General features: G+C 56.0%; 15 protein-coding genes. 7 read left to right on the top strand and 8 right to left on the bottom strand.

Annotation, left to right across the window (positions count from 1 at the left end):
* Positions 1-652: sodium:calcium antiporter (locus tag KZO25_RS15345; protein ID WP_410505414.1), on the top strand; the 652-nt coding region annotated here is incomplete at its 5' end.
* Between the two features lie 450 nt (positions 653-1,102).
* Here the strand turns inward: KZO25_RS15345 and KZO25_RS15340 are convergent.
* The 7 genes from KZO25_RS15340 to KZO25_RS15310 all read right to left on the bottom strand — a co-directional run bounded on the left by KZO25_RS15340 (position 1,103) and on the right by KZO25_RS15310 (position 5,243).
* On the bottom strand, positions 1,103-1,429 hold the full coding sequence (locus KZO25_RS15340; RefSeq protein ID WP_223137626.1) for a hypothetical protein: 327 nt from the start codon (positions 1,427-1,429) through the stop codon (positions 1,103-1,105).
* 192 nt (positions 1,430-1,621) lie between these two features.
* Positions 1,622-2,119, bottom strand: a complete 498-nt coding sequence (radC, locus tag KZO25_RS15335) for a RadC family protein (RefSeq protein ID WP_223137625.1) — start codon at positions 2,117-2,119, stop codon at positions 1,622-1,624.
* Between the two features lie 10 nt (positions 2,120-2,129).
* Positions 2,130-2,741, bottom strand: a complete 612-nt coding sequence (locus KZO25_RS15330) for a lambda exonuclease family protein (protein WP_223137624.1) — start codon at positions 2,739-2,741, stop codon at positions 2,130-2,132.
* 57 nt (positions 2,742-2,798) lie between these two features.
* Entirely contained in the window at positions 2,799-3,560 is a 762-nt protein-coding gene (locus KZO25_RS15325; protein ID WP_223137623.1) for an ERF family protein, read from the bottom strand.
* Positions 3,561-3,570: 10 nt separating this feature from the next.
* A complete protein-coding gene (locus tag KZO25_RS15320; RefSeq protein ID WP_163501978.1) occupies positions 3,571-3,756 on the bottom strand; it encodes a hypothetical protein in 186 nt (61 codons plus the stop codon).
* 79 nt (positions 3,757-3,835) lie between these two features.
* Positions 3,836-4,804: a DUF932 domain-containing protein gene (locus tag KZO25_RS15315; RefSeq protein WP_223137622.1), complete on the bottom strand. Its 969-nt coding sequence runs from the start codon at positions 4,802-4,804 to the stop codon at positions 3,836-3,838.
* A 106-nt stretch (positions 4,805-4,910) separates the two neighbouring features.
* Positions 4,911-5,243 (bottom strand): complement resistance protein TraT, encoded by a 333-nt coding sequence (locus KZO25_RS15310; RefSeq protein ID WP_223137621.1) that lies wholly within the window; start codon positions 5,241-5,243, stop codon positions 4,911-4,913.
* Positions 5,244-5,788: 545 nt separating this feature from the next.
* On the opposite strand from KZO25_RS15310, the gene KZO25_RS15305 reads away from it, so the two are divergent.
* The 3 genes from KZO25_RS15305 to KZO25_RS15295 all read left to right on the top strand — a co-directional run bounded on the left by KZO25_RS15305 (position 5,789) and on the right by KZO25_RS15295 (position 9,293).
* A complete protein-coding gene (locus KZO25_RS15305; protein WP_223137620.1) occupies positions 5,789-6,910 on the top strand; it encodes an inovirus-type Gp2 protein in 1,122 nt (373 codons plus the stop codon).
* Between the two features lie 212 nt (positions 6,911-7,122).
* The gene (locus KZO25_RS15300) at positions 7,123-7,554 is read left to right on the top strand and encodes a helix-turn-helix domain-containing protein (protein WP_223137619.1); all 432 of its coding nucleotides are present in this window, start codon (positions 7,123-7,125) and stop codon (positions 7,552-7,554) included.
* A 65-nt stretch (positions 7,555-7,619) separates the two neighbouring features.
* Positions 7,620-9,293, top strand: coding sequence for a YfjI family protein (locus KZO25_RS15295; protein WP_223137618.1), 1,674 nt, complete (start codon positions 7,620-7,622; stop codon positions 9,291-9,293).
* Between the two features lie 109 nt (positions 9,294-9,402).
* Here KZO25_RS15295 and KZO25_RS15290 read toward each other — a convergent pair whose 3' ends face one another.
* Positions 9,403-9,906, bottom strand: a complete 504-nt coding sequence (locus tag KZO25_RS15290; RefSeq protein ID WP_223137617.1) for a hypothetical protein — start codon at positions 9,904-9,906, stop codon at positions 9,403-9,405.
* A gap of 178 nt (positions 9,907-10,084) precedes the next feature.
* Here KZO25_RS15290 and KZO25_RS15285 point away from each other — a divergent pair, with 178 nt between their 5' ends.
* The 3 genes from KZO25_RS15285 to KZO25_RS15275 all read left to right on the top strand — a co-directional run bounded on the left by KZO25_RS15285 (position 10,085) and on the right by KZO25_RS15275 (position 12,665).
* The gene (locus KZO25_RS15285) at positions 10,085-10,819 is read left to right on the top strand and encodes a LexA family transcriptional regulator (protein WP_223137616.1); all 735 of its coding nucleotides are present in this window, start codon (positions 10,085-10,087) and stop codon (positions 10,817-10,819) included.
* A gap of 250 nt (positions 10,820-11,069) precedes the next feature.
* Complete coding sequence (locus KZO25_RS15280) at positions 11,070-11,363, top strand: helix-turn-helix transcriptional regulator (protein ID WP_223137615.1); 294 nt, start codon at positions 11,070-11,072, stop codon at positions 11,361-11,363.
* 72 nt (positions 11,364-11,435) lie between these two features.
* A complete protein-coding gene (locus KZO25_RS15275) occupies positions 11,436-12,665 on the top strand; it encodes a DUF4236 domain-containing protein (RefSeq protein ID WP_223137614.1) in 1,230 nt (409 codons plus the stop codon).
* Positions 12,666-12,688 lie beyond the last annotated feature (23 nt).

The raw sequence follows: 12,688 nt of genomic DNA, 5'->3' as shown, positions 1-12,688 counted from the left end.
CTCCATTATGAGGCTTATCGGGGTGTCCGCTCCAATTGGACCACTTCAGGATGCCTTGGAAAGGTCTGACGCTGCCATATTCCTTTTGGCGCTAGCCGCTTATCTGGTCTGGGCTTATTTGACTGAACGGTCCGGTGAAATTCCTTCCGCAGAGTTACACAGAGCTGAAGGGAAGGAGATGACTTCGTTGCCAAAAACTACGCTATGGATAGCCATAGCGATTGTGTTGGGTTTGGGGCTCTTGATCGCGGGCTCGCAAGTTCTGCTAAAGGGAGCTGTGGGAATAGCCGAATCATTTCGTGTCTCAGAGGCTGTAATAGGCCTGACCCTTGTTGCGGTTGGTACGTCCCTGCCCGAGCTTTCCATCTCAGTAATCGCGGCATTACGGCGGCATGCCGATGTTGCTATTGGAAATATTCTGGGAAGCAACACTTTCAATCTCCTGGGAATACTCGGAATTTCCGCGTTCCTGCAGCCTCTTCCAGTCCATGAGCGAATCTTGCAGTTTGATCAGTGGGTCATGCTGGGAACGTCGCTGATTCTGTTGTTTTTTTTATACACAGGGAGTCGCCTTAGCAGGCTCGAAGGTGGGTTGCTCATGCTCGGTTACGTAGTGTATGTTGGTTTAAGTTTTACGATATTCAGTTCATAAGTTTCTAGCGTAAAAGGCTTATTCACGTCAAGTTCAGCGTATTTTCCGCGTTTTGGATTCGGCTAAACTACTAAGCTGCATGTTTTGGCGACGATATATGAGGTGTAGCCGAACGTCCGCTCTTGGTCGTAACTTTTTACTAGCAAAAGAATAAAATGGACACGCGCTCACCGGTCCCGCCCTGAAGGCGGCACCGGTTTATGTCGTAATGCGGGCAATTCGATGCCGCAACCCCGCATAGGGTTAATATCACTCGCTTTCCACCACGATGCGGTCCATGATACGCACCTCCACCAGTCTCTGTGCTTCCCCAGGACGCTGGGAGATGTCCCGATCGGCGTTTTCCCCACCATCACCGAGTGTTGATAATACTCTTTCTATAAGTGACTAGGTTCTTCATAGCCCGATTCTGAAAGCAGTGAAGGTGCGTGTAGCAGTGGCTCGTTTTTTCTAAACGACAATAGGGTTGAATTGTATCGGTGATCGAAATTGGTCTAGTGGGATGTCAATTCCCGCTTTAATCATAAGCTCTCTCAATTTAACCTCCTCCCTGAAGCTTTCATCATACTGGTACTGAATCATCCCATTTGCATGTAGTTTTTCTAATAATTTCTGGTATTCATCTTTTTCCAGTGGTTCGTAGAGATCAAGCGCAGCGTTATGTGCATCTTCTTCTTCCGCTGCATAAATCATGGAATCCTCCTCTTCCAACTCAATTTGCTCAGGAGTGCGTTCATCATTAAGCTCACGCGATAGACTCTCGGCTTCACTTGGCATATAGCCTCCTATGTCAATTAATGTCTCTGCGTGGAGCTATGATACTGACAAAAGGGGCCAGATAAAGCTTTTCTTTTACTGCTGGTTTGAAAAACACTTCATTGGACAGTAATGGATAAAAAAAATCAATCGATATGCCGATGCTGCCCATGAGGGCAGCATCGAGGCTATGTCGTGGTATCTAACTCAACTCTACAAATATCCCCGCTCTGCAAACGAATCGCAGCCTTCGCTCCCCACCACGATGTGGTCGATCACTCGCACCTCGACCAGTCCCAGCGCGTCCTTCAGCCGTTGCGTGATGCGCCTGTCGGCATCACTGGGCTCGGGGTCGCCACTAGGGTGGTTGTGGACCAGGATCACAGCCGCGGCATTGTTGGCCAGTGCCTGCTTGACCACCTCACGGGGGTAGACGCTGGCCGAGTCGATGGTGCCGCGAAAGAGCTCCTCGAAGCTGATCACGCGGTGCTGGCTGTCAAGGAAGATGGCACTGAACACCTCGTGCTCGTAGTCCTGCAGCAGGATCTGCAGGTACTCGAACGCCAGCGCTGGCTGGGTGATCTTGCGTCCCCTGGCCAGACGACGACGGGCGAAAGCCTTGGCGATGCTCAGGAGTTCCGCTTCGGTCACCGTGTCGGTGATGCGATAAGTGCCGGCGGTCTCGCCGGCACTCAGCTTCCGATGGTTCATGATTGACTCCTCAGGCCGCCATCACTTGCGCAGTGCGGCGCTCCATTTCTTCGTAGAACGCCTCGACCCGCTCGGCGATGGTGCTGATCAGCGCCTCGTCCCGATAGGCGCGCTTCACGAACAGCGGCATACCCGGCCAGTAGCTCACGAAGTCGATCCATTCCCGCTCACTGACCCACAGGCCTCCCTGGCACTGGGCCACATGCTCCTGGGGCAGTTCTCCCTCGAGCAGCAGCTCGATCTGGTACTTGGGCAGCTTGGTCTTGATCTCGGCCAGCCCCTGGCTGTCCACCAGGCAGTCGGGTGAGTAGCCCACCCCGTGGTTGAGGATGATGCCGACCTGCTCCAGACGAGGCAGACCAGTCGCTTCCTGGTAGAGCTCCCGCGCGACCGGTTCCAGTTCGTGGCCACGCTGGGTATGGGCATTGCCCTGGAAGACATCCGAGGGCTCACCGGTGATGCGCTCTCCGATCAGCTGGTGCATGTAGCTCAGCGCACCGGTGCCGAAGCCTCCCGGCCCCTTGCCCTTGACCAGCAGGGTCTTCAGCTCGGACATGGTGACGATACCGAGGCGTGCGGCATGCCACTCGGGCGTGCCCTGTTCCAGTGTCAGGATCTGCATGACGATCTCCTTGTGACATGACGGCATAGCGGCGAGGGGGTAACCCTCGCCGATCGCTCAGTGACGTTGGTGATTGGGTAAGGCTCGCTTCTGTAGGGAGGCGCGTAGCTTGTCGAAATCGCTGCGGGGGACCCGCTCGACCTCGCCGTACTTGCCGACGAACCACTCTTGGGTAGTGATGGGACAGGCGGTGATCAGCTGCTTGAGCTGACTCGCCTGGAACGGCGTGACCACTTTCAACGGTGGTGCGGCGCCATGACCGTTGTCATCCTGGCCGCGGGTGGTGATGTTGAGCAGCGCGCACAGCACGTAGCGCTTGCCATAGCTGGTGGAAGAACCGAAGGCCTGGACGGCGTTCTTGTTGCCGCTGACATCGGCCGGCAACAACATGCTGGTCTCCTCGCGGTGGCCGCCCTGGTGCATCAACACGCCAGTGACCTGGATGCCGCGCTCCTGGGTCTGTATACGGAAGCTCACCGCGAAGCCGTGGCGCTGCATGATGGGGCGCACGGTATCGACGATGTCCTCCAGGGTGGCGTAGGCGCCGTTGTTACCCTGGCCACGCTCGGCGATGCTCGGCATCTCCGTCTGCATCGCCGCCATGGCAGCGCTGTAGGCCATCAGCGCCTGACGATCGAGGACACGCTCCTGCATCTGCAGCAGGCGCTCCATCTTGTCGATGTCGACCTCGGGATTGAGGGCGGCACGCTCGATCACCTGGATGATCGCGGTGCTCTCCTGCAGTGGCTGGGCCGCCGGCACCTGGCCGTTATGCCCAGACTGCTTGGATGAATGCGTTGGTTGGGTGGTGGTTGCCATGTTGGCCTCCTTATAGGTAGCGGTTGATGACCTCGTGGAGCTGCTCGGCAGGGACCGGCTCCAGCGACACGACCACGCGGTAGACCCGGCCCTCGGCCAGCACGTGGGTTTGCGTTTCACGTTCATTGGCGCCCAGCAGCTGACGCGTCAGTTGGGTCAGGGCGCGGCAGATCTCGAATGACATTGGCGATGACATGGAGTCCTCCAGAAACAGAAACGCCCGGCCTTGGTGTGGGCCGGGCGCTATGCCGTGATGGGATTGGGATGAATGAAGATCAGGCGACCAGCGCCATGGCCGACGCCAGGGCCTTGTCCTTGAGGCTTGCCCCTTGGCCGAACCAGGCAGAGTCCATGCGGTAGTCGTTGCTGCGGGCGCGCTTCTCGTGGTCGACGTACTCAGTGATGGCGTTGAGCAGGCCCCAGGCCGTGCCCTGAGCGGTACACAGCCGCGAGCCCCGCCCTTCGCCCTGGTAGAGCTTCTGGACGCGGTTCAGCGCCCGGACGTTGGGCAGCTTGGAGGGATCGTCTAGCGGTTCCTCGGCGTTGCAGATCACCGACTGGAAGTAGCTTTTGATCTCCTCCTGGCTCACCTTGCGCTCAGCCAGCATCTTCATGCGGTACATGAAGTCGTCCCACTGGGAGACCGAGATGCCCAGTTGCTGCTTGACCCGCTGCGGGTTGAACTCGGTGCTGTGGGGCACCTTCACGCCCTGGGCCATGCCGTCCACAGCAATAGTCAGGGTGTTGTTGCACACCACCCTCACCGAGGTTGGGGTCGCCACCGTCGCCAGGGAGCCGTCACAGGACGTGGCCAGCAGCAGGTAGGCGTTAACCTGGTCCTGCCCCTTCAAGGCCGTGCCCAGGCCGCTGCGGGCCAGCGCCCAGAACTTACGCCCGCCCTTGAGCACCCCGGCGGTCTCCAGCTCATAGCCGGCGTACTCGGTCAGGTCGCGGTAGAACTCCAGCACCTCTTCAGGCTGCACCACCTTGTAGCGCTGCGAGACCACTGACAGCGGTGCCCGGGTATCCGAGCGATAGAGCACCTTCTGCTCAGGGAAAGAATGAATGCTGCCTAGGTGCCCAGCTCCATCGGCGATGAAGCGCACCGGGGAGGATTCGATATGCCAGTCCATGCCGGCCTGCTGACGCCAGACCTCCAGCGGTTGATGACGCGACAGCTGTTGCCCCAGGCCGTGCCAGGGGGTGTCGCCGGCGTAAGCCATTTGCTCGATCAGATGTGCCATGGGTATAGCTCCTTGAAATGTTGTGAACACGGCATAGCAGCCCGCCACCGAAGGGCAGCAGGCCATGCTCGCGAGAATTGAGGGAAAACAGGGATGAGCGTAGGGATCAGTCCGCCACGGGGCGGAAACTGTGACCGCAATCGCTGCACTGATGGTTGTCGAGTACCTTGTCGTCAAGCTGTGCGCCGAGACGTGCGCCGGTGACGCCGCCAGCGGCACAGCCAATCAGACCGCCCAGCACGGCGCCGGTGATGCTACCGACACTGATACCGACAGGGCCGGCCATTGCCCCCACGATGGCGCCGGTCTTGGCACCGCTGAGGGCGCCAGCCGATCCTGATGCCATTCCGGCGGCAGCGCCGGTAACCCCGCACACCTTGCGGCCGTGGTGTCGGGACATGACGTGATGTGAGCCACAGCTTGGGCAGCTTGTGGGCATGGCAGTACCTCCATGATGAACGCTGAGAACCCAGTCGTCTGGGGCTTCATCGTGGTAGTACAGAGCTGAGATTTTTTTGAATCGAGTCGGTGAGCAGGTAGCTGGCAACCCATTGGTGCGCCCTGTCTACGACACTAACTTTTTCAATGACTTACTCGGAAAACGCCTGGCATTCACTGGGCATTGGCTCTTCAGCCCCCGGTATGCCCCCCTCTGGGCGTGCTAGGGCATTTGGCTTTGTATGTTATTAGATATAACCATGGGTTCTATAAGGGGTATTCAATAGCTATAAAGACAATGGGCTCACGTAGTAAGAGCCCAATAGGCAGCATCAGAGAGACACCATAGATTGGGAGGGGAGATCCCCAAAAGGATCGAATCGACCTTCCAGTCTTTGACAGCATCACGTAGCCAGCGAGACCTCGAAGTGGCCAGGCCTCTTGGAGATGGCCTGCCACGTTTCCCGGCGGTGACGTAAATTTCTACATGCCTCGCCGATGGTACGAGCGAAACGCTCCAACACCATCAAAGAGAGGCAATCCCCCATGTACGATGATGCTAACGACGACACCCTGAGCGAAGCGGAAATGCTGGCCATCTGCCAAGGTATGAGCAGCACCGTGCTGGAGACCTCCGCCTTAGGGCAGGAGATCGCCACGCTTTCCCACCACCTCTGGCGACAGGACTTGATCGAGGTGGATCGGCAGCTAAAAGGCTTGGCCACCACCGGTACGCTGCTGCAGAGTGAACGGCTGATTCTGCCGGATGGATACGGCAGTGATGTCGTGGTGCTGGCATCGGACGCTCTACTGGACACGCTGACCACGCTCTATACGGTGCTTCTGACGATGTTCCAGGAGACTGACATCGGCCAGCACTATCGGCCGAGCCCTCACGCCCAGCGTTTCCTTTGGGCGTTTGCGAGCTGTGCCTACCTGCGTGAGGCAGGATTCCATCAGCCACCGCCCATGAGCCGACAGGTAGCAGAGCAGACGGTCGTCGACCTCAATCAGCGACTGACGGCCTGGTACCAATGCATGAAGCAGCCGGACTTTGCCTATGAGTGCAATCGAAATCGCCGCAATAGCCGCAACAATTACCAGAGTCTCCGGGATCTAATGGATACCCTATTCGCCTGTCATAGCCGCCTGACGGTACTGCGAGTCGATCTGAGCTATACTGAGATGGATGGGCCGTATATCAACTATGAGACGGCGCGCTACCATCGTGAACAGCTGTGCCGGATGTTTCACTCCCACGCGCTCTTTGATCACCTGATTGGCTATGCTTGGAAGCTGGAATGGCGTCCTCAGAAAGGATTTCATTACCATTTCCTTTTCTTCTTCGATGGGCATCAGGTACAGGAAGACATTACCCAGGCTCGACTTATCGGCGAGCTTTGGGTGCGCTCGATCACAGGAGGACAAGGGCATTATTTCAACTGCAATCGCAATGCTGAGAACGTCTATCACTACAACGCCCTGGGGCGCATCGACTACCACGACTTCAAGAAACAGCGCGGCCTGGACTACATCGCCCGCTACCTGACCAAGATCGATGAGTACGCCGCCATGCTGGTCACTGGTCGTACATTCCAGACCAGCCCAACGCCAACCTTGCCCGACGGACCACGCCCTGGTCGACCTAGGAAGTTCTCAGCCGCCTAGGCCGAGCATCAGCGTCGGCACGTCACACATCTGCCCGCTGACCATTCATCTTGATGATTATTCGCTCATGGTATGAGTCGTCACGGCAGTCACGGGAATAAGCCGGTGATTCCGTCTTGCGGCGCCCAATGACGGGCTACTTTCTCCCCGCTTTTCTACTGGGCCTTCCCTGATCATGGTAGGCCTTTTCGTCAATCCATTGGAGTAAAACGATGTCCATTTTCCCCCCGAAACATCATCCCATCGATCCGCCTGAAGAGTCACGTCATCACGACGATAGTAGCAGGCCGCCCCTATTACCCTGGCAGGCAATCAGCAAGGCTGAGTGGGAAGCCCAGCAGCAGACTATCCATGCGCGCGATCCTGTCATCGAGCCATCGCCTCCAACCTGGCATACCCCACCACCGTATCCGCCCACGGAGGACAAACGCTTGGCTGAGATGGAGCAGAATGAGCCCAAACGACGGCTGATTCGCGATGCCAAAGCATTGGCCAAGATCCGAAAGATCTCCCAGGCGAAAATGGCTGAGGAAATGGGGGTGTCCCATCGTACCCTGGAGGAGTGGCTGCAGTTCCGTCGGTATCCACGCGGACCTGGGCAGACTCTGATCAAGCGTTGGTTAATTAATCATAAAAATGAGTAGAAACCATGCTATAGCTGCTATACCCTAGCAGCTATAGCATGATATAAAGATTAACGGAGAAAAAATTGGTTACACATAATGCTCCGCAAGCCACGCCGATCGAAGTTCCCTTTGGGGATGATAGGCCTGATCATTGGCCAAGGTATCGTGAGAGCAGCCTATTTTGGTCGGCTTCCGTCGAAGCGGCAGGGGAAGTTCAGGTCCCTTTAGAGATGGCAGTCATGTGCGCCCTTGGAGCGATTTCTGTCTCTTGCCAAGGGCTCGTTGATGTCGAGATGCCTATAGGTCATACGGTACAAACGCCTCTCATGCTGCTGACGTTAGCGGAATCTGGCGAACGGAAAACCACCGTGCAAAATCTTTTTTTTCGGTCAATATCCGCTCTCAATCGAGCTTCAATTCAAATCAGCAATGAGAGACTCTCGCAGCATAGTTTTGATGTTGACGTATGGAATGTAGAGGAAAAGGCTCTCAAAATCGCATTGACAAAAGCGATTAAAAGCTCAGACGCAACGGCTATCGAAAGAGCCAGAGAAAGACTAGATTCCATTCAAAAAAATAAGCCAATTCCACCCAACCTTCCTAGACTTATTTACGATGACACGACACCTCAGGCGCTTGTATACCACCTGCACGAGCATTCACGTTATGGCTGCCTTCTGACCAGCGAGGCTAACAGCATATTCAGTGGTCGAGCGCTTCAGGATTTGGACAAAATAAATACGCTTTGGGATGGCGGCGATGTCATTGTAGACCGAATGACTCGTCCCAGCTTCATTCTCTCCGGCGCACGACTAACTCTTTCACTAATGACACAGCCCAGTGTAATAGATCGCTTCCTTTCCAAGCGAGGTGAAGAGGCGAGGGGCATGGGGTTTCTTGCGCGTTTTTTGGTGATAAAGCCAGGAAAAATGGCTGGAAATCGTGCCACTAGAAACTTACGCGACCTCCCGCATATTGATCGATTCAACCAAAAATCTTACGAACTTCTCACTGAGCCTGATGGAATCACCCCTACCACTTTTGATCCTTCAACAGAAAAACAGCTTCTGAGATTCACTTCTGAGGCTTCTGAATTGTGGAAAAGGTACCATCAGGGCATTGAAGACTCGATTAAGGATGGCGGTCCATATCAATACTATTCGGACCACGCATCAAAACTGATGGATAATGTCACTCGCATGTCCGCCTTGATCCATTTCTTTGAGGGCTATGAGGGTGATATTTCCAAGGATACTCTAATATTTTGCTATGACTTCGTCCGCAAGTGCTCTATTCACTTTCAGCGCTTTTTAGCAGGCGAGCCTCAGGTAGTCTCTGATGCTAACGAACTTGCCAAACACCTCATCGAGTGGGCTGACAAAGACAATCAGAATCCTCTCGCTAGCTCCCCAGAGCTTCCTGAGCATCTGGCGCTAGGTAGAGAGCAAGAATTTACCATGACACGATTGAAACAATACGGCCCTTACCGCCTACGTGGAAGGGAAAGTGATCAGCGTCTTCGAGAATCAGTCAAGCTTTTGCAAAAGCTTGGACATGTCGAGTATCACAGAGGTTTAAGGAAATATCGTTTCAGAGAGCACATTTTTTCCGGAACAAATGGGCCTGATATACGCAACGGTATCGAGTATCATCTCGACAGCTTGCCCCTGTTTTCAGAGCAGGAGTATTACAGTCCTCCTCGCCAGAAGTTTGGCGGTTTTAGGTCGGGATTTTACCTTATCAAGCCCGGCTATTGATTCTTGATACAGCCGAGGCGCCGTCATCAGGTGTGATCACCTGTCTGCTATCGAGTACGAGCGGCGCCACTTCCAGAACCTGGCGGGTGTCTAGAATATTCGGCGTAATTCATCCATTATTGCTAGTCCTTTCCAGCTCCCGTTGCAAGGCATTGGCAACATCGGACCAGCCCTGAAAGGCAGCCGCCACCCGCAACGTCGGCGGATTAGGCTCTGCCGTGCTGGTCTCCCATACCACTACCGAATGGATAAAACGCCTCAGCCACATAAAGTCAGCGTTACCTGGCACCAGAGGACGCCCCGTTAACACCGCCTCCTTTGATCGGAATCCGTCGCCTTTGAGCTCATCAAAGGTCTTCCAGTTAGCACAGATGAAATGATTGTTGAGTGCGGCTTCACGGAAGGCAGGCACTTCTCGCTGGGATACCCATTGCATGGCCACCATCTGGGGGTCATATGTCGCACTAGTGTCGAGAAAGCGCCTTGGGTCCCGGGAGGTATCCGTCAGGCGGTCGAACGCCCGCTGTAAGGCTTTACAGTGGCGAATCATGTCCACTGCTTGCGACGGGCGGACGTGGGTTTGGTAACTGACGGGAGCAGCTGAAATTTTCATGCGCCGCAGGATGCCCTATTTTCCCGTTTGTTGCACCGTCCTCATCAGGCCGAGGACGGCCTGCTACTCTTGGCGTCGCTGGCGGGGCTGCAAGTCTGCGCTGTTGGCATGGACTCGGGGCGAAAAAATCAATACATTTGCGTATTGACGATGTCACAGTACAGGTAGGCAGCCCGGTATGAATCCAGCAACATCAATCGCTGAGCGACTTCGCCAGCTCATGGAAGAGCAGGGGGTAGGTGAAAATGAGCTGGCTCGGCGCTCCAAGGTGCCACAGCCGACCATACATCGCATCCTCAAAGGCGTTAGCAAATCCCCAAGAATCAGTAATTTAGAGAGCATTGCTGCCTCGTTAGGAACCACTGCAAGCTTCCTTGCGCATGGCGATGCTAAACAAGCTTCCTCCACTCCGGCGGGCTCGGGGGCGTCGGGTACGTTCCCAGTGATTGGAGCAGCGGCAGCTGCCCTTGCCGGAGGAGCACGGTACGATAAAGAACCCACTGCTCAGCACCTCAGGTCTTACCCCATTCTCACCTGGCCCGAAGCTATGCAGGCAAGTCGGCTCAAGGAGCCTGCCTCAGATGAGAAAAGGCAATTTGAATCAAGTGACTACTTACAGGTCGGTGTGGCTTTTTGGCTAAGAATGCGTGGTGATGCGATGGCAGCACCCATCGGTTCCTCGCCCAGCCTGCCGGAAGGTACCTTGGTTCTCATGGACACCGGCTTGGAAGCAGCCCCTGGAAAGCTGGTGCTAGCCGCTCCTGCAGGCTCGGCTGAACCCACCCTCCGGATGCTGATTGAAGAAAGCGGCCAGATTTTCTTGAAGCCCCTGAACCCCTCTTACCCCTTGATTAAACTAGAGAAAAGCTGTCTTGTGCTGGCCGTGGCTATTGAGGCCAGGATCAAGCTGTGACCTTTCGTATACCCATTGAATGATTTCCTTACGGCATCGCCACTCCCTCCGCCCTCCATTCTAATACGAAAACGTATTGACAGCTTAATGCGTTAAGGTATTATGGGTGCCAGCACCACACATTACTCAGCTTCATGACAAAACCTTAGGAGCGGAGCGGGGCATGACCATTCACTTCGTTCAGACGTGAATGCTGAGGATACGGTCGGTGCTCAATTGACAGCTAAATCAAGAGAAGGAGCGGTAGGCGATGAGACAGCAAGCTATTGAAAGTAAAAAGTTTTATCCAGGGTTCTCCTTGGTCACGACACACCAGAGGGTAGAGGGAAAGCGTACCATTTTGAGGGTCAGGGACGTGATCTCGAAAACGGGATTATCCAGATCAACCATTTACAGTAAAATAGACGCAAAATCAAAATCTTACGATCCTCATTTTCCTAGGCAGGTGAAGCTGGGTAACCGTGCTGTTGGTTGGTTTGAGTCAGAGGTGGAAGAGTGGCTAGCGAATCGGGGCGTTGAGAGAGGAGGCTGTTCTGTTTACTAGAGGCGTGCTTGATTTTCAGTATGACCATGACTGCCTATCGCGCCGGATCACGTTCTATCGAGGAGAATGACGTTGGCGTTTCGATTTCAACGCCGCATTACCCTGGCACCTGGGCTGCGGCTGAACCTGAGCAAGCGCGGCCTGGGCCTTTCGGTGGGGCCGCGGGGAGCGAGTCTCAGCATGGGGCCCAGTGGCGTCCACGGGCATGCCGGCATACCGGGCACGGGCTTGGCCTATCGGCAGAAGCTCAATGCCCGGAACCGGCGAGGGAGTCGGCCAGGTAGTGGGGCAGGGCAACCGCGCCCCGAGGCTGCTATGGATGCGCTACTGGCACAGGGCGAGTCGCTTCCCATTCGACTCGACATCGATAGCGATGGCAACATCGACTACTTCCACGGCGACGGCACACCCATGAGGGATGACGAGGCCCGCGTATTGCGGCGGCATGCCAGGGAGTCCCTGCGTGAGCAGTTGGCACAACACTGCGAACAACTCAATGCCGACCTTGATCGCCTTGGAAAACTGCACGAGGACACCCCTCACCCGCATCATAACGGTTACACCACCAAGGGTTTCACTGAATCGCCACCGTCACCTCTGGAGCTGAGTCCGCCTGTCTGGTGGCATTTCCTGTGGCCGCCGGCCAAGCGACAGTTGGCAATGGAGAACCAGCGACGCCAGGCTACCTTCGAGGAAGCCTACCGTAGTTGGGAGTGGCGCAAGGCGGAGCACGATGCGGCAGAGTTTGCCCGCCAACAGCGCGAGAGCGAAGGCGTGATGCAGGACCTCGATGCCATGGCGCAGACCCTGGGCGAGCGGCTGGAGGAGATCGACTGGCCCCGTGAAACGGCCATCGACTTCGACCTCGGTAGCGTTGTGAGCACCATTGCGGTCGACATCGACCTCCCGAGCGAGGACGAGATGCCGGACCGCTACTGGACCATGCCAGCCAAGCAGGTAAAGCTGACGCCACGCAAGCTGAGTGACACCCGGCAGCGCAAGCTCTACCGGGACCATGTCCACGGGATCGCGTTTCGCGTGCTTGGAGCCGTCTTCGCCCGCTTGCCCACGGTGCAAGAGGCCCGGGTTTCGGGTTACCGCCAGATCACTGACGCCGCTACGGGCGGCGAACGGGATCAGTACCTCTACAGCGTCAAGGTCTCCCGCAGCCAGTGGGAGAAGATCCACTTCGACAAGCTGGATCAGGTCGACCCGGTTGCCGCCATGGAGGCTTTCGCGCTGCGCCGGGACATGACCAAGACCGGCGTCTTCCGCGACATCGAACCGTTCAAGTTGGTGTGAAGGGTGGGAAACGGTGCTTCAGT

The organism is Halomonas sp. ANAO-440 (assembly GCF_019915905.1).
GTDB lineage: Bacteria > Pseudomonadota > Gammaproteobacteria > Pseudomonadales > Halomonadaceae > Halomonas > Halomonas chromatireducens.
This window is presented reverse-complemented; position numbering and strand designations above follow the sequence as displayed.